Here is a 20,680-nt window from a genome sequence, read left to right on the forward strand (position 1 = left end):
CGGCTGAACGGCCTGACGGCTGGACGGCGGACCGCCCGGCCTCGGCGGGTGAGTCTCACCCCTCGGCGCGGACGGCCTCCGCCGACCCGTTGACCACTCGGGTTTCGCCGCGCTGAGCGGACCGCACCCGCGAGGCCGCACCCACCGGCTCGGCCGAGGAACCGGCCTGCTCGGTATCCGATGCCGCACCGTCTGCACCGTCCGCATCGGCCGCCGCGGTCCCGCCGTCCGGTGACACCACTGCGGGACCGGCGGGCTTGCTGACACTCACCGGCCTGCCGGCGTCCGCAGAGGTGCTCGCCTCCTCCAGCTTCCGGACGTCCACCGGCTTGCCGGCATCCGTGGACCGGCCGTCGGTCACCGGCTCGGCCGGTCCCGACCCGTCGGCCGGGACCGTACGCTCCGGCAGCAGCGCCAGGACGGCCTGCCGGTGTGCCTGGCCGGTGGCGTCGTCGAGCGGGTCGGGGGTGGCCGGCACCTGGAGCCGCAGGACGGGAGCGGATCCCAGGCGCGCATAGCCGCGTCCCGGCGGCACGCTCTCGACCGGCGTGGTGTGCGGCGGCGCCCCGAGCACCGCCCGTACCTCTTCCGCCGTGGCGGGACCGAGTACCACCCGCGCCTTGGTGTGCGCCCGCACCGGATCGCTCAGCAGCTCGGCGCTCTCGAACTGGTCGGCCACGACCACCGTGACCTGGGCGGCCCGGCCGTGCCGCAGCGGCACCTCTAGCCACTGCTGGGGATCTTCCCGGCCCTCCGCGACCGCGATGTGGGCCAGCGCCGTCGGACGGTCCGCAATGATCCACAGCGGCCGCCGGGTGTCCTCCGGCGCGGACCGGCCGGCCTGTCGCGCCCGGTTCGCCGCGATCAGCCGCCGCTCGGTCTCGTGGGACGCCCACTCCAGGGTCGCCAGTGCCCCCGCGAGACCGCTCTCCACCCCCAGTACGCCGTGCCGCCCCACCAGGCACCCGTACTCGCCGGTGCCGCTGCCGTCGATGACCAGCACCTCGCCGTGTTGCAGCGCCTGGAGCGCGATCGAGCGCAGCAGGGTCGTGGCGCCCGTCCCCGGCTGCCCCAGGATGAGCAGATGCGGTTCGGTGGAGCGCGGTCCGGTACGCCAGACCACCGGCGGCGCATCCCGCCGCTCCTCCCCGGCGGTTACCGGCAGGGTCCGCTGGACGGCGTCCGGGTCGGTGAACCCGAGCACCGTCTCGCCCGGCGAGGTGACGAAGCGCTGCGCGACGAGATCGGTGGGCAGTGCGCCGAGCGCGGTCAGGGTCAGCTGATTGGCCAGCTCGTCCCACACGAAGTGGTACTCCCGGCCACGTCCGGCCTTGGCGTACAGCACCTGCTCGATGCGGACCCGGGACTGGTCCTCACCGTCGGTGAAGTACGCCGGGTACTTCAGCTGCAACCGTTCGATCCGCCCGCCCTCGTCGAAGGCGTACTCGGGGAAGACCCGCTCCCAGTCACCGTCGTGCGCATAGAGCGGACTGGGGTCGCCGTCGACGGAGAAGTACGGCACCAGCGCCTCGTAGAGCGCCCGCAGCCGCTCCCTCTCGGCCTCACCGGGCCCGGTGTCCACGGGCGTACGCTCCCGTCCGGCCCAGGCCCCCGCGCCCATCACCGTGATCAGGGCGAGCAGCGGCCCGTACGGCACCAGGCAGACGACCAGCACACACGCGCCGACGAAGAAGGCCAGCGGACCGCGGTGATCACGGGGCGTCTCACCCCAGCGCGCTCGGCCCGCCGCACCCAGCCGGCGCAGTCCCCGGCCGATGGTGATCAGCGGATGGAGCACATCGGAGGCGCTGTCGGCAGCGGTACGCGCGAGTTCGCGACTGCGGGCGAGGGAGGTGCTGTTGGCCATGCGGGCGAGCGGTGCGCTGTCGGTCAGGATGCGGGGCAGGGGGCGCCGGGCCACATCGTCTCCTGTTGCTCGTGCGGTGGTCGTGGGGGCGGGCTCGGTGCGGGCGGCGAGCCGGGAGAGTGCTGCACGCGGAGCCGCCCGGACGGGAGGTGATGCGGTCCGTTCGGGCGGGACCCGCGGAGTGGGGCCGGAGGCTCCCGACACCCCTAGATCTTGATCCCCCCGAGGAGGCTCGCCAGGCTCGCCCCGCCGGCCTTGATGCTGGGCGCGATGGCGGAGCTGGCGAGATAGAACCCGAAGAGCGCGGAGACCAGTGCATGCGACAACTTCAGGCCGTCTTTGCGGAAGAAGAGGAAGACGATGACACCGAGCAGGACGACGCCGGAAATGGACAGAATCATGGGGGGTTCTCTCCTGGGTGGTGGGGACGGACACCATGAGTTCTTCCAGCCTCACAGCACGTATCAAGCCACGAAAGCTGCAAATGGGTGATTTATCGTTGGAATTCCCTAAATGGGTGTAGTTCCCGAGCGTGCCGCTGCCGCGTGTGCTCGGCGCGTCGCGGTCCCGGCCCGCCGACCCGGCACAATCGTGGGGTGTCGAAGCCGAAGAACCCGAAGAACCCGAAGAAGCTGAGCAAGCCGAAGGACGCGTCCCGCCGCCCGGAACCTGCGGTCACCCCCGCCTCGCCGTGCCCCTGTGGACGCGCCGAGGCCTACCGCGACTGCTGTGCCGCCTTCCACCAGGGCCGCGCCGCCGCCCCGACCGCCGAGCGCCTGATGCGCTCGCGCTACAGCGCCTTCGTCGTCGGTGACACCGGCTATCTGCTGCGTACCTGGCACCCCACGACCCGCCCCGGCAGCCTCGACCTCGATCCGGCACAGCGCTGGACCGGCCTGGACATCCTCGGCGCCACCGGAGGCAGTGCGTTCCACACCGAGGGCACGGTGGAATTCCGCGCGCATTTCCGCGTGCACGGCCACGCCGACAGCCAGTACGAGAACAGCCGCTTCGTCCGCGAGGACGGCCAGTGGGTCTATCTGGACGCGCTGTCGTCGGTGTGAGAGCGCCTTTGCCGACGCCGTCGACGAAGGCGCGTCAGTGGTGGCCCTGGCGGCCGAGGGTCTCCACGGGGGTCGCGTCGGGGCGGGTCCACTGGGGCACGGGCCGGCTGGTCTGGCCCCAGGTGGCGTTCCCTTCCGCGTCCGAGCGCCAGTACCAGCAGGCCTGGCGGCCCTCGGACGGGTACCCCTCGCGGACATTGCCGATCACGGGCCGGCCCTCGGGGTTGTCCTCCCACGCCTCGCCGCGGCCGTAGGGCGTCATGTCGAGCAGGCCGAGGGACCCGTTGACCGGCTCGTTGCCACGGCCCGTCGTGGAGTAGGTGAGGAACAGGCGGTCGCCGTCGCGCAGGAAACAGATGAGGTGTCCCATTTCTCCGCCGACCGGCGCCTCCACGCCCCGCACCGAGTACCAGGGCTGGGTGTAACCCATGAACGCGACATAGCGAGCCACCTCGTCCCAAGGGCCCGAGGTCAGGACGGCGAACGAGACGCCCCGGGCGTTGAGGTAGACGGCGTCCTTCATGTGCCAGGCCGTGGTGGTGCAGCCCTCGCACTGCCCCTGGTGCGGCGCGCCGTCGTACCACATGTGCTGATAGACCACGAGCTCGTCGCGCCCCTGGAACAGATCGAGGAACGGGACCGGCCCGTCGGCGCCGGTGACCTCGACCGTGCCGTCGAGCTCGACCATCGGCAGCCGCCGCCGGGCCGCGGCGACCGCGTCGCCCTCACGGGTGTGCGCCTTCTCGCGGACCAGCAGCTCCTCGCGCGCCGCCTGCCAGGTGGCCAGGTCGACGACGGGCGGCTTGCCGGGGAGGCCGCTGCTCGCGTTGCCGGGGGTGGTCGTCATGGTGTCCTCCGTGGTGTCTCGTGCCGGACGGCGTCGTACGACGTGCGACGCTCACCGGAACAGACTCGCGACCCGGCCGGAACTCATCGCGGCAGGCGGCGCTTTCGGCCGAGCCTGCACGGACCAGGTCGGGCAGACAACGTCAAAGACGCGCTCCAAGACGGGCCGGCGGGGGCGTGCCTGGCGGGCAGGCCCGAGGGCCCCGGCCGGGCCCGCTCGGCGGCAGATCCTCAGGGGCGCAGGTCCGGTCCGGTCGCGTGCCCGCGCAGCTGATCGATCTCGCGGCGCTCGCGCTTGGTGGGGCGTCCGGCGCCGCGGTCGCGGAGCGCGATCACCGGAACCTCCTCACGCGGCGGGGCCGGCGGGCTGTTGTCGATGAAGCATTCGGCGGCGATGGCCGCGCCCACCCGCTTGCGCACCAGCCGCGAGACGACCACGATCCGCTCGCGGCCCGCGTGCCGCAGCCGCACCTCGTCGCCGTTGCGCACGGCGTGGGCCGGCTTCACCCGTTCGCCGTTGACCCGTACGTGCCCCGCGCGACAGGCCGCGGCGGCCAGCGAACGCGTCTTGGTGAGCCGCACGGACCAGATCCAGCTGTCGATGCGGGTGGTCCCCTCGTCTGAAGCCATACCAAGACTCTAGAACGGCGCCGCCCCGGTGCGAGGGGCCGACGGACCCAGCACCCGGCCGCCGACCCGCTGGAAGGCGCCCTCAGGCGGACGACTGCCGGCCCGTCTTCTTTGCCGGTGCTTTCTTGGCGGTGCTCTTGGACGCCGACTTCTTGGACGTGCCGCCGGTCGTGCCGCGGCTGCCGGCGCTCTTCTTCGCCGTCGCAGCGGCCTTCGTCCGCCCGCCGGTGGCCTTCGGCGCGGCCGCCGTCTTCTTCGCGGAAGTCTTCTTCGCGGCCGCCGGGGCGGTCTTCTTCGCCGCCTTCTTCGTCGCCGTGCCGCCCCGCTTGCCGCCGCCCGGCGCCGCCTCGCCCTTCTTCGTCGTCTTCCGTCCCCGTATGGGTGTCACGGACGCCGACTCCTCCTGTGCGTCGCTCTCCCCGCCGCCCCGTGCCGCCCGCAGACTGTTCTCCAGCGCCGCCGTCAGATCGAGGACCCGGGCCCCGGAGGCGCCCGATGCGGAGGGGGCGGCCGGCTCCTCGCCCTCCATTTTGGCGGCGACCAGCTCCTCGACGGCCTCGCGGTAGTCGTCGTGGAGCTCCTCGGGGTCCAGCTCGCCCAGGGAGTCCATCAGCGTCTCGGCCAGCGTCAGCTCGTTCTCGCGGAGCTCGACATCGTCGGGCACCACACCGGTGGCGGGCCGGATCTGATCCGGCCACAGCAGCGTATGCATCACGATCGCCCCGTCGTGCGCCCGCAGCATCGCCAGCGACTCCCGCCCCCGCATCGCCACCTTGCCGACCGCGACCCTCTGATGGTGCTCCAGCGCCTCCCGCAGCAGCGTGTACGGCTTGGTGGCGGACGCTCCGTTGGGCCCCAGGTAGTAGGCCTTGTCCAGCTGGAGCGGGTCGATCTCACCGGGGTCGGCGAACGACAGGATCGACAGCGTCTTGGCGGTCGGCATCGGCAGCTGGGACAGATCGTCGTCGGTGATCGGCACGATGGTCTCGTCGCCCGGCGCCTGGTAGCCCTTGCCGACCTCCTCGTTCGGGACCTCCTTGCCGTCCAGCTCGCAGATCTTGCGGTACTGGATCTGTGCGCCGTCCTTCTCGTGAATGCGCACGAAAGAGACCGACGAGGTGCGGTCGGTGGCGCTGTAGGTCTTCACGGGGATGGTGACCAGACCGAATGATATGGACCCATTCCAGATAGATCGCATCTTTCATCCCTTGTGTGGGATTCTCATCGTATGTCGCCGATCACTGACGTGGAGGGGCGACGCCTCTCGCTGACCAACCTGGACAAGGTCCTCTATGCCGAGACCGGCACCACCAAGGGCGAGGTGCTGCACTACTGCACCACCGTCGCGGGCCCGCTGCTCGCCCACCTCCACGACCGGCCGCTCTCCTTCCTGCGCTACCCCGACGGACCGGACGGCCAGCGCTTCTTCACCAAGAACGTGCCGCCCGGCACACCCTCCTGGGTGAAGACCTGCGAGGTGCCCCATTCGACGTCCGGTCCCGCCCGCCAGGTGCTGCTCCAGGACCTGCCCGCGCTGGTCTGGGCCGCGAACCTGGTCGTCGAGCTGCACACCCCCCAGTGGACGTGTCAGGCCCCGGGCATCGCCGACCGCCTCGTCCTCGACCTCGATCCCGGCGCCCCGGCGACCATCGTGGAGTGCTGCACCGCGGCCCGGTGGCTGCACGACCGGCTGGCCGCCGACGGCCTGGACGTCTACGCGAAGACCAGCGGCTCCAAGGGCCTGCACCTCATCGTGGCCATCGAACCCACCTCCTCCGAGCGGACCACCGCCTACGCCAGGACCCTCGCCGTCGAGGCCGCGGCGGCCCTCCCCGACCTCGTCGTGCACAAGATGACCAAGGCCCTGCGCCCCGGCAAGGTCTTCATCGACTTCTCCCAGAACGCCGCCGCCAAGACCACCGCCGTCGCCTACACCCTGCGCGCCCGACCCACCCCCACCGTCTCCGCCCCGGTCACCTGGGACGAGATCGCCGAGTGCAGCGACCCCTCTCAACTCACCTTCCTCTTCAGTGAGATCGCACCCCGCTGTGCCCACCACGGCGACCTGCTCGCCCCGCTCCTCGATCCCGACCGGGCCCGTCCTCTGCCCCGTGCGAAGCCCTCCCGTGCGCCCGGGGCGTCCAATCGGCCCAAGTCCACCCGGGGTTCGACGTAGATTGACGGAATGCTGGAGGGGACACCGCACACACCACACGACACACTGCCGCTACGTCTGCCGGACCGGTGGACGGACGGCGAGACAACCGACGACGGGCCGGCGCCCGGCGGCGAGGGGGAACGGGGCGGGTCCACGCCGCACCGAGGGCGGCGCCGGCATGCCGCGGGTAAACGGGGCGGCGAGGGTGGGGGCGAAGGGGGAGGCGAGGGCGGGGGACTGCAACGCTCCTCGCTCCTGATGGCGCTGGGGACCGTGGTCTCCCGCGGCACGGGGCTGATCCGGCAGGTGCTCCAGGCGGCCGCACTCGGCACCGGCCTGCTCGCCACGACGTACAACACCGCCAACATGGTCCCGATGAGCATCTACACCCTGCTGATCGGCGGCGCGCTGAACTCGGTGCTGGTGCCGCAGCTGGTCCGCGCCAGGGTCGAGCACGCGGACGGCGGCCGCGCCCACGAACAGCGCCTGGTCACCCTCGTCCTGAGCGTGCTCGCGGTGGGCACGGCGCTCTCGGTCTGGGCCGCGCCGCAGATCGTCGCCGTCTTCACACCCGACACACCCGGGCACCACGCCGCCTTCGAGCTCACCGTGGTCTTCGCCCGCTTCCTGCTGCCGCAGATCTTCTTCTACGGCCTGTTCTTCATCCTCGGCCAAGTCCTCAACGCCCGCAGCAAGTTCGGCGCGATGATGTGGACCCCGGTCCTCAACAACATCGTGCTGATCACGATGTTCGGGATCTACCTCGGCCTGCTGACCGGACCCGACCGCGTCGAGGACATCACCCCCGGCCAGATCGACCTCCTGGGCTTTGTCACCACCGGTGGCATCGCCGTGCAGGGTCTCGCCCTGATCCCCTTCGTCCGCGCCGCAGGTTTCCGCTTCCGGCCGCGCTTCGACTGGCGCGGCACCGGGCTGCGCAAGAGCATCTCGGCCGCCCGCTGGACCCTGCTGTTCGTGCTCGCCAACCTGGCCGCGATGGTCGTCGTCACGCACTACGCCAGTGCCGCGGACCAGCAACTCCCCACCGCGGGCGTCGGATACACCTCGTACAGCTATACACAGATCATCTGGACGCTGCCACAGTCGATCGTCACCGTCTCGCTGGTGACGGCGCTGCTGCCGCGGATGAGCCGCGCGGTCGCCGAACACCGTCTGGACGAGCTGCGCAGTGACCTCTCCGGTGCGCTGCGCATCAGCGGCGTCGTCATCGTCCCGGCCGCCTTCTTCTTCCTTGCCCTCGGCCCGCAGACCGCCCAGCTCCTGTTCGCGCACGGCGCCGTGGACGTCGCCTCGGCCGCGCCCGCCGGGCACATGCTCCAGGCCTTCGGGCTCGGCCTGATCCCGTACTCCGCCCAGTACCTGCTGCTGCGCGGCTTCTACGCCTTCGAGGACACCCGTACGCCGTTCTGGGTGGCCGTCTGGATCGCCGCCGTCAACATCGTCCTGGCCACCGCATGCCATCTGCTGCTGCCCGCCCAGTGGGCCGTCACCGGAATGGCCGCCGCCTATGCCGTCGCCTACGGCATCGGGCTGCTGATCACCGCGCTGCTGCTGCGCCGGCGGCTCTCCGGACGCCTCGACGGCCGACGCCTGTGCCGCACCTACGGCAAGCTGGCCGCATCCGCCGCCGCGGCCGCGGCGGTCGGCTGGCTCGCGGCCCGAGCCTGCTCCGGTGTGCCCGTCGCAGCGGGCTGGAGCCCTGCCCTGGCGCTGTTCGCCGGCGGCCTCAGCATGGCCCTGATCTTCCTGGGCCTGGCCCGCGCCCTGAAGATCGGTGAGCTGCGCAGCCTGCCCGGTCTGCGGTGACCGGGCAGGCGGACTCCCTCACACGGCGCGCGACCGGGGCCAGGACGCCTGTGCGGCGGCCGTGAGCCAGCCGATGACGGCACCCACCGTGGTGTCGCCCAGACTCGCGATCTCCGCCAGGGCGGCCAGCTCCCCGTCCGCCGGAGCGACTCCTGCCGCGGCCAAGGCGGCCTGGAGGTCCAGCCACCGGCGATCGGGCATCGCCACCGGCCCCTGCCGCTGCTCCTCGGGACGCGGGGGAGCGGGCAGGTGGGACGGCCGCGGCGGCTCGAAGGGCAGCCGGTCCTCCGGGCGGGGCGGCGGGAGGAAGGGGTGGGCGGGCGTGCCGAGGCGCTCCTCGGGGCGCGGGGGAGCGAGCGCATATTCCGGCGTCGCACCGTACGGCGGGGGAGTGGGGCGGTAAGGCGACATGGGGGCCTCCACAACTCGCGGTCCGAAGGGTTCAGGGATTCGGCGAAGACTGTGTCAGTGCTTCGGAAGCCGTACGGTGCCCGTTCGGTTGCGGGTGAGGCATGGGTTCACCCGATGGGCCCAAGGGGGCATCGGCGCGCTCGCCGGCGTTGCCGGGGCGTCGCTTCCGCCGCCATCTGCTGTGGCGCTCTTCGCCGGTATGGGCCACACCGCATCCGTGAGCGGCTGTTCCCTCGGGCGCTCAAGCCGAAAGCGACGTGGACGCAGCACTTCTGACGAGGTATCGACGAGGCATAGCGGTGCGGCGTTTTCGGGGGAATTCGGTGATTGCCACGGGGTGGACACATAACTCTTCCCTGATGTTCACACGGTGGTGATTACCGCGGTGGAAAGCTGCCTGCGGCCGTATTCCCAACGGCCGGTGCCGGTCGTGCCCCACATTTTCGCGACTCGGCGCCACAATTCGGGGAGAGGACACCCTTCGTGGACCACATCCGCGTGACGCGTCGCGCCCGTACCGCGCTGGCCATCGCCGCCGGAACGGCATTGACGGCAGTAGCGGTACAGATCCCGGCAAATGCAACGGCAACGCCGGCCGCACACCACAGTGCCACTGCCGCGTCCATCGCCCAGCATTCCTCCATATCCGTCGGCGGATATGACGACACGTACTACAAAGACGCCGTGGGCAAGACCGGCCAGGAGCTCAAGGATTCGCTGCACCGGATCATCAGCAGCACCCAGACCGGAAAGCTGACGTATTCCCAGGTCTGGGACGCCCTCAAGGACACCGACCAGGACCCGGCCAACAGCGCGAACGTCATTCTGCTGTACACCGGCCGTTCGCAGAGCAAGACCGCCAACGGAAGCAATCCCGACGACTGGAATCGCGAGCACGTCTGGGCGAAGTCCCACGGCGACTTCGGTACCGACACCGGGCCCGGCACCGACATCCACCATCTGCGCCCGGCGGATGTGTCCGTCAACAGCACCCGCGGCAACAAGGACTTCGACAACGGCGGTACGGAGGTCGGCGAGGCGCCGGGCAACTACACCGACGACGACTCCTTCGAGCCCCGTGACGAGGTCAAGGGCGATGTCGCCCGCATGATCCTCTATATGGCCGTCCGCTACGACGGTGGCGACGGCTTCCCCGACCTGGAGCCCAATGACCAGGTCGGCAACGGCTCCCAGCCGCACATCGGACGGCTCTCCGTCCTGAAGCAGTGGAGCAAGGAGGACCCGCCCAACGCCTTCGAGCAGCACCGCAACCAGGTGATTTTCGACAAGTACCAGCACAACCGGAACCCGTTCATCGACCACCCGGAGTGGGTCGACGCGATCTGGTAGACCGCGTCCGCCCGGCCGGGCCGGGGCCGGCGGTGTTCCGTCGGCCCCGGCGTGGCGCGTGCAGCAGTGGGGCGCCCGCGCATCGGATGGCGTAGGCCAACCAGCGCCCGGCCGAGGTCGTTTTTAGCGTGGGCCACATGTCGAGCGCGAGTTGGGCCTCCGTCAGAGTCGTTACCGCAGCCACCGTTTGTGCCGTGAGCCTGCTGGCCGTTCCCGGGCCGGCAGCCGCCGATGGCCCCCATGGCGTCGACGACCTGCGGCCCGGCGCGCACGTGGCCGATCCGGTCGATGCCAACAGCCGGCTGGACGGGCGTGGAGTGCAGTTCCTGCCCCGGCGGGACGTACCGGAGCCACCGGATGTCACCGCGCTGTCCTGGATGGTGACGGACATGGCGAGCGGGAAGGTCCTCGCGGCCAAGGACGCCCATCGGCCGCTGCCGCCCGCCAGCACCCTCAAGGCGCTGTTCGCCGTGACGGTGCTGCCGAGGTTCTCCCAGGAGGAGGTACACACCGTCTCCCTCCGGGACCTGGCCGGCATCGAGGCGGGCAGCTCGCTCGCCGGCCTCAAGGAGGACCTCCCCTATCGCGTCGCGGATCTGTGGCACGGCGTCTTCCTCCGCTCGGGCAGCGATGCGGTGCACACCCTGGCCGGCATGAACGGCGGCTGGGACAAGACCATCGACGACATGCAGGCGACGGCGCGCCGCCTCGGCGCCCGGGACACCACGGTGGCGTCCGCCGACGGGTTCGACACACCGGGTCAGTTCTCGTCCGCGTACGACCTGACGCTCTTCGGGCGGGCCGGCCTGACCGACCCCGACTTCGCCTACTTCGCCTCGACGAAACAGGCGGAGCTGCCGGAGGACGGCGGCCCGGACGCGTTCGGCATCCAGAACACCAACCGGCTGCTGGTCGGCTCACACGGCGTCAGACCGTACAACGGCCTCATCGGGGTGAAGAACGGCTACACGACCCACGCCGGCAACACGCTGATCGCCGCCGCCCGGCGCGACGGCCGGACGCTGCTGGTCACTGTCATGAACCCGCAGTCCGGCAGCCGGAACGCCGTCTACGAGGAGACGCGCAGCCTGCTGGACTGGGGCTTCGAGGCGGCTCCGCGGGCTGCGGCGGTCGGCATGCTGCCCGTCATGGCGCCCGGCGACAGCGGCGACGAGCCGCAGCGGGTCGTCCACCGGCCACAGCCCGTCACACCGCTGCACAAGGCCGCGGTCGCGGCACAGACGGCTGCCGACGCGCATGCGCGGTACCGGTGGTTCCTCTACGCCGCCGGAGCCGTCGGGGTCATCGCCCTGGCCGGGCTCGGCACCGGTCTGTGGTGGCGGCGTCGCAAACCGCCCGGGAGCCGGGACGGGGAGCCCGGCTGAGTCCGTGCCCCGTATCGCCGGCCGTCGTACATCCATCCGATCGGTCAGGGATACGGAGGACGCACGATGGCCTCGCCCGGTGAAGGGCGACGCGTCCGTCACGGTTGTGCGGCCCGCCGGGCGTTGCTCGGTGTAGCGTCCTGATCAGCTGTCGTGGTTCCGAAGTGCCGGACGCCCGTGTCGCATTCACGGGCGTCCTTGCTGTGTAGCGCGTCTCCGGACCAGGGCGATCACCTCCGGCTTCCGCAGCACGCGCAAGCCGCTTCGAGCCCCTTGAACGAAGGAGACGGAAATGGCGTCCGGCACGGTGAAGTGGTTCAACTCGGAGAAAGGCTTCGGCTTTATCGCACAGGACGGCGGCGGCGCCGACGTCTTCGCGCACTACTCGAACATCGACGCCACGGGCTTCCGCGAGCTCCAGGAGGGCCAGAAGGTGACCTTCGAGGTCACTCAGGGTCACAAGGGCCCCCAGGCGGAGAAGATCCGGCTGACGTAGGTCCGGCGGACTCGCAGTCGGCGTCCGTTCCCGGCCCCGGGGGCGGGCGCCGAAGCGGGTACCGGGGCGCAGCCTCACCCGGCCGGCCGCGGACGGCGGCAAAGGGCCGCCGGCCCTCGCGGGCGGGCGGACCTCCGCCGAAGGGGAGCCGCCGGCTCAGGGCTGCGGCGGCCGGTCCTGGCCCTGCCCGCCGCCGAACTGGTCCCGCATCTTCTCCTGGCCTGTGTCGACCTGGCCCTTGTACTTGCCCTGGGTCTTGTCGTCGACCATGTCGCCGGTCTTTTCGATGCCCTTGTCCGCCTGGCTTTCGTGGCCCTTCAGCATGCTCTTGATCTTGTCCATCATGGACATGAGTCGTCCTCCTCACCACGGTCCCCCCACGAGTCCAGCATCACCCCCACTCAGGTGATCTGCATCTGCGCGCCGGGGACACCGCCGGGGCGCACCCGGCGGCCGTGGCGCACGGTTCAGGAGGCGCTCGGTACGGGTGCCTTCATCCGGTCGCTGATGAACTTGATCGAACCGGCGGCCATGCCCTTCTGGTAGTCCCAGGCGTTGTGCCGGCCGTCGGGGATCATCTGGAGGGCGGTGTGGATCGGGCCCTTGCCGTAGGTCTGGCGGAACCGCTGTATGGGGGCCTTGACGGCGGTGGACTCCCTGGTGCCGGCCTGGAAGGCGAGGTAGACGTCCGGACCGCCCTTTTGCAGCAGCTGCCGGGCGAGCTTCGCCGGAGTGTTGGCGTCCCGCTCCGCCCGGTGCCCCGCCCACAGCGGCGAATCCGGCGCCATGTCCGGGCCGCTGGCTATCGCCGCCTTGAATTTCTCCGGGTGCTTCAGCACCGACTTCAGCCCGGCGAAGCCGCCCGAGGACGAGCCCATGAAGGCCCAGCCGTCGCGTGACTTGAACGTACGGAAATTGGCCTTTGCCAGCTGAACGACATCCTCCGTCAGCCAGGTCCCCATCTTCTGCTGCCCGGGTATGTCGCTGGCGTCGTGATAGCGGGTGTCCGGGTTGAGCATCGGCATCACCACGATGAACGGCAGGCTCTTGCCCTCCGCGGTCCACCGGGTGAGGTTCTCCTGGAGCTCGATATCGCCGCCGACCCAGTAATTCGTGACCCCGCCGGCCTCCTTCGGGCTGCCCAGGCCACCCGGCAGGGCTATCAGCACCGGAAATCCGCTTTTGGCGTATTTCGGGTCGCGGTATTCCTTCGGGGCCCAGACCCAGACACTTCCGGTGACGCCGGATTTCGGGCCGTGCAGCGTCGCCCGCGCTATATGGGTGCCGTCGTCCAGTGTCCGGGTGATGCGGAAGTCGCTCCTGGGGCCGGTCGGCATGAGGGTGTCGTCGTCGACGGGCTTGGCCCGCGCGGCGCCGTCATTCTTGGCGTCGGCGTTGAAGTCGACCGGGTTTCCGGCCTCCGAGCAGCCGGTGAGCAGTGCGCAGGCGGCGAGGAGGGTGGCCGCGAGCGCGACGGCGTAAGGGCGTTTCAAGGGGGACTCCGCGACTGGGTGATCAAGTGCAAGTGCCCATATAGAGGTAAAAGCGTTGTCGGAGGTTCCCTTGCGTGAGCCGGTCCTGAGGGACTTCGCTCACTCGTGTGGAGCAACGCCTCGCCGGCGGTTTCCGCCGGGCGGCCCGTGGCTCGCTCGACGGGCACGGTCGTGCGGTCCGGCCGAGAATGCAGCGGTGAGCGATGAACACCGCAGTGCCGAGGACGCCGCGCCGCGCGGCATGCCGTGTGACGAGGAACGACGGCTCGCCAGGAAGGCGCTGGCCGGCCATGCGCGCGACGCGGACGATCTGTCGTTGTTGACGGACATGCTGGGCCTGGACCCGAGCCGCGATCCGGACCATGAGGCGCCGTACGGCCATCGGCCCGGCCGTGGCCGGGCGGCCGGGCGCGGCACCGGGCGCGAGCGGCGGCACGAGCTGCGCCGGGACGCCTGCCGCGACGCCCGGTCGCGCTCGGACGGCCCCGGGGCGTAAGCCGGCCCCGGAGCCGCCCGCCGTCCCCCGTCCGGCCGCTACCGGCCGCCCGCCCGGGGCAGCCGCACGGTCACGATCTGGAAGGGGCGGAGCCGCATCCGGATCGTGTTCCCCTGCCGGTCGAGCACCGGACCGTCCTCGGCCGGGCGCTCCAGCAGGTCGGTGGCGAGGGCGTCGGCCGGCTCGAAGGCCGTGGTCAAGGTGACGGCGGCCCGCCCGCCGTGCGCCTCATGGAGACGGACGACCACATCGCCGCTCGCATCGTCGGCCAGCTTCACCGCGGTGACCACCACGGCGTCGTTGTCGGCCGTGACCAGGGGCGCGACCGCCGCGGCACCGCTGATCCGGCGCTCGGGCAGATTGATGCGATGGCCCTCGCGCACCGCGTCGCCGATGGTGGCGCCGGGGACGAGCGCATAGCGGAAGAGGTGCAGGCCCTGGTCCGTTTCCGGGTCGGGGAACCGCGGGGCCCGCAGCAGGGAGAGCCGGACGGTTGTGGTGGTGCCACGGTCGCCGTCCTCCCGGACGGTACGGGTGACGTCATGGCCGTATGTCGCGTCATTGACCAGGGCCACGCCCCAGCCCGGCTCCTCGAGCTGGACGAACCGGTGCGCGCAGGCCTCGAACTTGGCCGCCTCCCAGCTGGTGTTGGTGTGGGTGGGCCGGTACAGATGCCCGAACTGGGTCTCCGCCGCATAGCGTTCGGCGTGCAGGTCCAGCGGGAACGCGGCCTTGAGGAACTTCTCGGTCTCGTGCCAGTCGACCTCGGTGTCGATGTCCAGCCGCCGCTGCCCGCGCGCCAGCGTCAGCGACTGCACCACACGGGAGCCGCCGAAGGTACGGCTGACACGGACCGTCGCGGCCTCCCCGGACACCTCGTCGAGCACGACCTCGTCCGCATCCGTCAGATCGGTGACGACATTGCGGTAGAAGGCGTCCACGTCCCAGGCGTCCCACATGTTGGGGAAGTCCGGGTGGATCTGGAGCAGATTCGCCGCCCCGCCCGGCGCGACGGCCTCGCGTGCGGCCGTCCGGTCGTAGGCGGACACCACCAGACCGCGGTCGTCGATCTCGATCCGCAGCAGACCGTTGGTGAGCGCGAATCCGCCGCCCTCGCGCGGCACGGCCGCCACCTCGGGTCCCTCGCTCACCGAGGGGGCCACGGCTCCGGCCGCGACCCCGCCGCGGGCGTGCGGCGCGGAGTTCACCACCAGCTCCGTGTCCCCCCGGCCGGCCAGCGCCGCCAGTGCGGCCGCGACGATGCCCTCCAGCTCGGCGGCGACCGCCGCATAGGTCTCCGCCGCCTCGCGATGGACCCAGGCGATGGAGGAACCGGGCAGGATGTCATGGAACTGGTGGAGCAGCACCGTCTTCCACAGGCGGTCCAACGCCGCGTAGGGGTAGGGGTGTTGTGCCAGCACTGCCGCCGTGGCCGACCAGAGTTCGGCCTCCCGCAGCAGCTGTTCGCTGCGCCGGTTGCCTCGTTTGGTCTTCGCCTGGCTGGTGAGGGTCGCGCGATGCAGCTCCAGATAGAGCTCGCCCACCCACACCGGCGCCTGGGGGTACTCCGCCTCCGCCTTCGCGAAGAAGTCCGCGGGCCGCTCCCACTCCACCGTCGCCGAGCCGTCCAGATCACGCAGTCTGCGGGCCTTGGCGATCATCTCGCGGGTGGTGCCGCCGCCCCCGTCGCCCCAGCCGGTCGGCGCGAGCGAGTGCCGCGCCACTCCCTTGTCCTTGAAGTTCCGTGCCGCATGGGCGATTTCGCTGCCCGCCATCTGGCAGTTGTAGGTGTCCACCGGCGGGAAGTGGGTGAAGATCCGGGTGCCGTCGATGCCCTCCCAGCGGAAGGTGTGGTGCGGAAAGGCATTGATCTGGCTCCAGGAGATCTTCTGCGTCAGCAGCCATTTCGCCCCCGCCGCCTTGATGATCTGCGGCAGTCCCGCGGCGAAACCGAAGGTGTCCGGCAGCCACGCCTCCTCGTTCTCGACGCCGAACTCCTCCAGGAAGAACCGCTTGCCGTGCACGAACTGCCGGGCCATCGCCTCCGACCCGGGCATATTGGTGTCCGACTCCACCCACATACCGCCCGCCGGTATGAACCGCCCCTCCGCGACCGCCTTCTTGACCTTGGCGTAGACCTCGGGCCGGTGCTCCTTGATCCAGGCGTACTGCTGCGCCTGCGACATGGCGAACACGAACTCCGGCTCGTCCTCCAGCAGCGCCGTCATGTTCGACGCCGTACGGGCCACCTTCCGTACCGTCTCGCGCAGCGGCCACAGCCACGCCGAGTCGATATGCGCATGTCCCACCGCGCTGATGCGGTGCGCGGAGGCCCCGGCCGGCGCCGACAGCGCGGTACGCAGTTCCGCACGGGCCGCCTGCGCCGTCCCGTTCACGTCCTGAAGATCCACCGCGTCCAGCGCCCGGCCCACCGACCGCAGCAGCTCCCAGCGCCGCGGGCTGTCCACCGCAAGCTCGGCCATGAGCTCACCCAGCACCTCAAGATCCTGGATCAGCTCCCACACCTCGGTGTCGAACACCGCCAGGTCCATCCGCGCCAGCCGGTACTGCGGCTCGCTCCCCGCCGTCTCCTGGTCGCCCAACTGCGTGGGCCGGAACGGGTGGACATCGAGGATGACGGGATTGGACGCGGCCTCCAGATGCCATTCGACGTGTTCCCCGCCGCCCACCGGCGCGCCCACCCGCACCCACTGGTTCCGCGGATTGATCGCCTTGACCGGGGTGCCGTCGGGCAGATGGACCAGCGCCTCGCACTGGAAGCCGGGCATCCGCTCGTCGAAGCCCAGGTCGAGCACCGCCTCCACGGTGCGTCCTGCCCAGGCCCGCGGCACCTCACCACGGACCTTGAACCATGTCGTACCCCAGGGAGCGCCCCAGGCGTCACCCACCGCCACCGGTGTATGGGCGGCGGCCAGTCCCTCGGCCACCGGCACCGTTCCCCGAGCTCTCGACTCCGTTCGAGCAGCGGAGCCCCCTGTTCCCGGTGCCACCCAGGCCGCGACGTCCAGGGGAACCGATTCCGGATACAGCGCGGGCCGGATGCGCTCGTCCAGGACGCGCTTGAGGCGGGCTTCGATCAGTGCGCGATCGTCATGCATGGAGGGGGCTCCGTTGCGTTGAGGGGTGGTGACGGCGGCACGGCAATCCGGTGGCCGTCGGTACTTACCAGGGGAGTTGGGTCCTCGACGGCTGCGAGACGGTGAACAGTTCGTGCACGGCGCGTACTTCGAGCCGGGCGGCCGGCTCGTTCCGGGCACGCCGCAGGCCCGTTACGTAGAAGGCCGTACCGCAGGTGCCGCCGAGGAACTCCCGTGTCCCGTCCGGGAAGCGGCGGTACAGCTCGTAGTGGCGCACCGGGCCCGGTGCGCGGCGCCAGCTCAGCCGCACCGCGGTCGCCCCATCGGCGGTGGCGGCACCCGTGACCTTCAGCCCGGCGGGCGCGGCCGGGGTCCCGGTGGCGTCGCGGACCGCGAGCGCCCCCAGCCGCCAGGCCACCGCGGCGCCTTCGCGGCCGGTCAGCCGCACCCCGAGGGCATGAAGGGTCCCCGGGCCGAGGGAGCCGAGACGCAGGGAGGTGGTGCGCCAGCCGCTGCCCGGTGCGAGGGTCCCGGCCGGCCGGAAGGAGTACGGGGCGGGCTCGCCCGGCGACGGTGCGTCCCGCAGTGCCACGGCCACCTCGACGGTCACCGGCCCCGAGGCCGGGTCGAGGCGGTGGGTGAGGTCCAGCACGGTGGCGGAGCCGGCCGGCAGCCGTGCCGGGAACAGCTCCAGCGTGGCGGGCGCGTCGAGGGCGCCCCGCACCAGCAGGCTGCTGCCACCGCGCCACGCGTCGGCGAAGTCCAGGGACACCTCAGGGCGTTGCCCCGCGGTCCGCACCGCCCAGCGCCTCGGGGGCAGCCGGTCCTGGAGGCCGAGGTGGTTCCAGGGGCCGGCGGAGGTGACCGCACCGTCCTCGTACCAGCGCAGACCATGACCGGTGTTGAAGGTGGTGGCGAAGGGCAGCGCGGTGAGCGTCGAGCGGTCCGCGACGGCGGAGGCCGGTGCGCGCCAGCCGCCGGTGCCGCCGGGCCGGGTCGGATCCAGGCCCTCACCGGACCAGAACCGGTCGTCCGCGGCATGGAACTGTCCGGGTGTGCGCCCCGCGGGCAGATGGTGAAGGGTCCACTCCGGACGGTAGAAGCCGTACGAGACGACATGATCGCGCCCGCCGGGGATGATCGCGTCCCAGTCCGTGCCGCTGTCCCACCCCGCCGACTCGACATCGACCCCGGCCCACAACTCGTAGCGGCTGCGCCCCAGTTGCTCCGCCAGCCGCCCCGAGTCCGCCAGCCGCCCGGCGCTCCACCGGAAGTCCACGAACATCGAGTCCGCGACCGGACCGGCGTCGTCCTGGAAGAACGGCTGGTTCAGCTCGTCGAGCGCACCCTGCCAGCCGACCTGGCCGGTCCTGTTCATCGCGTCGTACCAGGTGATCCGCAGACCGTGCCCGGAGCCCGCGGCGCGCAGTGCCCGCAGGAAGGCCTGCATATCGGCGGCCAGTGCGGCGTCACCGCCGCCGGTCTCCGCGTTGATGAACCAGCCGTCGAAGCCGTACACCGTCGCGACCTGCACCAGCTTCGCGGCGAGCGGGAAGCGCCCGGCCGCGTCCTTCTGCACCAGATCGCGGGTCCAGCGCAGCTGTCCGCCGTAGGCGACCGGCGGCAGGAAGACCGTGCCCAGCACCGGGACGCCGTGACGGTGTGCGGCATCGACGATCGGCGCGTTCGGCGCCAGGATCAGGCCCTCGCCGGACGAGCCGCCCCAGAAGACCAGCTCGTCGAGGTAGGCCCAGTGGGTCGGCGTGTAGTAGTCCGCGGTCGACGAGCCCTGCGACGGGTTGCCCGCGGTGTGGTCGAAGGCCGCAAGCGCGCCGATCCGGGCCTGGCCGGCGCGGGCCGTGTTGTTCGCCGGAACCGGGGTGAAGCGCTCGGCCAGCGGCACGCTCGCCGTGTTGAACGCCAGATCCCGGTCGTTTCCGGGAGTCCAGGCCTTGAGGCTGCGCCAGGTGATGCCGTCCCCGGGCGTGCCCGACGGCAGCGAGTCGGGGAACCAGTACGAGGCATACGGTTGCAGGGAGTCCGCGGCGCCGGCCCGGGGCCGGCCGGCCGCCGCCGCGGTGCCGCCCCCGAGGGACGGACCGAGCAGGGCGGCCGCGGAGCCCGCCCCGGCCAGCAGTACCCGGCGGCGGGAGACGGGAGAGGGGTGCCGGTTCATGAGGTGCTCCTCCGGTGGGGGAAGGATGACGACGGCCGGCGCGGGGTCCTTATGGCCTCGTCGGGTGTGCAGACCTCGGTGATGCCGCGGGACGTCAAATGTGCGCTGTCGGAGGCGAGTTCGGCCAGTACGAGTGCCGGGCGGACACCCTGCGCGGTGAGTTCGGCCCAGGCCTCGAAGACCGGGCCGCCGGGCGCGCACACCGAGCGGCGGGGCGCGGCGTCGCCCCCGCCGACGTCGACGGCCAGCGCGGTGGTGCGTACCGGCGGACGGTGTGTACGGCCGCGCCGGTCCGCGACCAGCGCCGCGATCGCCCGCCCCGCGGGCTTGACCCTGCGGTCGCTGTCGAGCAGCCCCAGCCCGTACTCCAGCTCGGGGAAGTCCGCCAGCGACCGCGACACATCGTGTGAGCACCACCAGGTGACGCCCCAGACGTCCGGGCAGTCCAGCGCGTTGACGACGGTGGCCTCGGTGAACCGTGCCGCTCCCTCCTCGGGGATGTGCGGTGCGGGCGCGCCGACCTCCTGGAGCCACACGGGGCGGTGCGGGTCCCTCGCCCAGGCCTTGGACAGCTCGATGAGATAGGCGGCGTGCTGCTCGGTGGCGGTGCCGGTGGGGCCGTGCCGCTGTGCGGTGCCGTTGAACACCCAGGAGTGCACGGCCGTGACGGCGCCCAGCCGGGCCGCCTGGGCGGGGGTGAAGGGATGGCCGTCCTGGTACCAGGCGGCGTCGTACGCGGCGTGCAGATGTGTCCGTCCCGGCGCGCCGCGCTCGCAGGCCGCCAGCATCCGCTCCAGCCAGGCCGTGGCCTGTGCGTCGGTGATCCGGTCGGGGTCCGGGTGCGGGCGGTCCGAGAACTGGTTGATCTCGTTGCCGAGCGTCATCCCGAGGAAGTGGGGCCGGTCGGCGAGCGCGGCCGCCAGTGTCCGCAGATACTCCTCCTGGCCGGCGCACACCTCGGGGTCGGTGAAGAGGTTGCGGCGGTGCCAGGTCCGGGTCCAGGCGGGCAGGAAGTCGAAGCTCGACAGATGGCCCTGTAGCCCGTCGACATTGACGTCGAGGCCGCGCTCGGCCGCGGCGTCCGCCAGCTGCACCAGCTGTTCCACGGCGCGCGGCCGGATCAGGGTGCGGTTGGGCTGGAACAGCGGCCACAGCGGGAAGACCCGGATGTGGTCCAGGCCGAGGGCGGCGAGGGAGTCGAGGTCGGCGCGTACGGAATCCAGGTCGAAGTCCAGCCAATGGTGGAACCAGCCGTGGGTGGGCGTGTAGTTGGCGCCGAAGCGGGGCGGGGAGCCCTGGCCGGGCGTGGTGCCGGCGCGGAAGCGCGCCGGGCTGCGGGTGGTGTGCGGCACGGGCAGGGAGCTTCCTGTGAGGGGGAGCGGG

18 protein-coding genes are annotated in these 20,680 nt (G+C 71.5%); 7 read left to right on the plus strand and 11 right to left on the minus strand.

Annotated elements, in window-relative coordinates; translation table 11 throughout:
* Positions 1 to 55 precede the first annotated feature (55 nt).
* Both IF67_RS0112290 and IF67_RS0112295 read right to left on the minus strand, forming a co-directional pair.
* Positions 56 to 1,921 carry an ATP-binding protein gene (locus IF67_RS0112290; RefSeq protein ID WP_030984974.1) on the minus strand — a complete coding sequence of 622 codons (1,866 nt, stop codon included), beginning with the start codon at positions 1,919 to 1,921 and terminating at the stop codon, positions 56 to 58.
* 152 nt (positions 1,922 to 2,073) lie between these two features.
* Complete coding sequence (locus tag IF67_RS0112295) at positions 2,074 to 2,268, minus strand: hypothetical protein (protein ID WP_018092434.1); 195 nt, start codon at positions 2,266 to 2,268, stop codon at positions 2,074 to 2,076.
* Positions 2,269 to 2,499: 231 nt separating this feature from the next.
* Here IF67_RS0112295 and IF67_RS0112300 point away from each other — a divergent pair, with 231 nt between their 5' ends.
* Positions 2,500 to 2,931 carry a YchJ family protein gene (locus IF67_RS0112300; RefSeq protein ID WP_030984977.1) on the plus strand — a complete coding sequence of 144 codons (432 nt, stop codon included), beginning with the start codon at positions 2,500 to 2,502 and terminating at the stop codon, positions 2,929 to 2,931.
* A 34-nt stretch (positions 2,932 to 2,965) separates the two neighbouring features.
* Here IF67_RS0112300 and IF67_RS0112305 read toward each other — a convergent pair whose 3' ends face one another.
* The 3 genes from IF67_RS0112305 to IF67_RS0112315 all read right to left on the minus strand — a co-directional run bounded on the left by IF67_RS0112305 (position 2,966) and on the right by IF67_RS0112315 (position 5,605).
* Positions 2,966 to 3,778, minus strand: a complete 813-nt coding sequence (locus IF67_RS0112305; protein ID WP_030984979.1) for a DUF899 domain-containing protein — start codon at positions 3,776 to 3,778, stop codon at positions 2,966 to 2,968.
* 230 nt (positions 3,779 to 4,008) lie between these two features.
* A complete protein-coding gene (locus IF67_RS0112310) occupies positions 4,009 to 4,407 on the minus strand; it encodes an RNA-binding S4 domain-containing protein (RefSeq protein WP_030984981.1) in 399 nt (132 codons plus the stop codon).
* A gap of 82 nt (positions 4,408 to 4,489) precedes the next feature.
* Complete coding sequence (locus tag IF67_RS0112315) at positions 4,490 to 5,605, minus strand: Ku protein (protein ID WP_030984983.1); 1,116 nt, start codon at positions 5,603 to 5,605, stop codon at positions 4,490 to 4,492.
* Between the two features lie 30 nt (positions 5,606 to 5,635).
* Between IF67_RS0112315 and ligD the strand changes: the two genes are divergently transcribed.
* Both ligD and murJ read left to right on the plus strand, forming a co-directional pair.
* On the plus strand, positions 5,636 to 6,583 hold the full coding sequence (gene ligD, locus IF67_RS0112320) for a non-homologous end-joining DNA ligase (RefSeq protein ID WP_030984984.1): 948 nt from the start codon (positions 5,636 to 5,638) through the stop codon (positions 6,581 to 6,583).
* Positions 6,584 to 6,823: 240 nt separating this feature from the next.
* A complete protein-coding gene (murJ, locus tag IF67_RS0112325) occupies positions 6,824 to 8,392 on the plus strand; it encodes a murein biosynthesis integral membrane protein MurJ (RefSeq protein ID WP_030984986.1) in 1,569 nt (522 codons plus the stop codon).
* Positions 8,393 to 8,410: 18 nt separating this feature from the next.
* On the opposite strand, the gene IF67_RS40285 is transcribed toward murJ, so the two are convergent.
* A complete protein-coding gene (locus IF67_RS40285) occupies positions 8,411 to 8,803 on the minus strand; it encodes a hypothetical protein (protein ID WP_051817934.1) in 393 nt (130 codons plus the stop codon).
* 483 nt (positions 8,804 to 9,286) lie between these two features.
* Here IF67_RS40285 and IF67_RS0112335 point away from each other — a divergent pair, with 483 nt between their 5' ends.
* The 3 genes from IF67_RS0112335 (at position 9,287) to IF67_RS0112345 (ending at position 12,034) form a co-directional block, all read left to right on the plus strand.
* Positions 9,287 to 10,153: an endonuclease gene (locus IF67_RS0112335; protein ID WP_030984991.1), complete on the plus strand. Its 867-nt coding sequence runs from the start codon at positions 9,287 to 9,289 to the stop codon at positions 10,151 to 10,153.
* 194 nt (positions 10,154 to 10,347) lie between these two features.
* Positions 10,348 to 11,538: a D-alanyl-D-alanine carboxypeptidase family protein gene (locus tag IF67_RS0112340; protein WP_420708640.1), complete on the plus strand. Its 1,191-nt coding sequence runs from the start codon at positions 10,348 to 10,350 to the stop codon at positions 11,536 to 11,538.
* A gap of 292 nt (positions 11,539 to 11,830) precedes the next feature.
* Positions 11,831 to 12,034: a cold-shock protein gene (locus IF67_RS0112345; protein WP_030984995.1), complete on the plus strand. Its 204-nt coding sequence runs from the start codon at positions 11,831 to 11,833 to the stop codon at positions 12,032 to 12,034.
* A gap of 156 nt (positions 12,035 to 12,190) precedes the next feature.
* On the opposite strand, the gene IF67_RS0112350 is transcribed toward IF67_RS0112345, so the two are convergent.
* Both IF67_RS0112350 and IF67_RS0112355 read right to left on the minus strand, forming a co-directional pair.
* The gene (locus tag IF67_RS0112350) at positions 12,191 to 12,385 is read right to left on the minus strand and encodes an antitoxin (RefSeq protein WP_030984996.1); all 195 of its coding nucleotides are present in this window, start codon (positions 12,383 to 12,385) and stop codon (positions 12,191 to 12,193) included.
* Between the two features lie 116 nt (positions 12,386 to 12,501).
* Positions 12,502 to 13,527, minus strand: coding sequence for an alpha/beta hydrolase (locus IF67_RS0112355; protein ID WP_030984999.1), 1,026 nt, complete (start codon positions 13,525 to 13,527; stop codon positions 12,502 to 12,504).
* Between the two features lie 196 nt (positions 13,528 to 13,723).
* Between IF67_RS0112355 and IF67_RS0112360 the strand changes: the two genes are divergently transcribed.
* The gene (locus IF67_RS0112360) at positions 13,724 to 14,023 is read left to right on the plus strand and encodes a hypothetical protein (RefSeq protein WP_030985000.1); all 300 of its coding nucleotides are present in this window, start codon (positions 13,724 to 13,726) and stop codon (positions 14,021 to 14,023) included.
* Between the two features lie 38 nt (positions 14,024 to 14,061).
* Here IF67_RS0112360 and IF67_RS0112365 read toward each other — a convergent pair whose 3' ends face one another.
* From IF67_RS0112365 to IF67_RS0112375, 3 genes are all read right to left on the minus strand, one after another.
* Positions 14,062 to 17,142 (minus strand): alpha-mannosidase, encoded by a 3,081-nt coding sequence (locus IF67_RS0112365; protein WP_030985002.1) that lies wholly within the window; start codon positions 17,140 to 17,142, stop codon positions 14,062 to 14,064.
* A 64-nt stretch (positions 17,143 to 17,206) separates the two neighbouring features.
* Entirely contained in the window at positions 17,207 to 19,297 is a 2,091-nt protein-coding gene (locus IF67_RS0112370) for an endo-beta-N-acetylglucosaminidase (protein ID WP_030985004.1), read from the minus strand.
* Positions 19,294 to 20,649, minus strand: a complete 1,356-nt coding sequence (locus tag IF67_RS0112375; RefSeq protein WP_051817935.1) for a glycosyl hydrolase — start codon at positions 20,647 to 20,649, stop codon at positions 19,294 to 19,296. The genes IF67_RS0112370 and IF67_RS0112375 overlap by 4 nt, the downstream gene beginning before the upstream one ends.
* Positions 20,650 to 20,680 lie beyond the last annotated feature (31 nt).

The organism is Streptomyces sp. NRRL S-1813 (assembly GCF_000719605.1).
Classification (GTDB): domain Bacteria; phylum Actinomycetota; class Actinomycetes; order Streptomycetales; family Streptomycetaceae; genus Streptomyces; species Streptomyces decoyicus.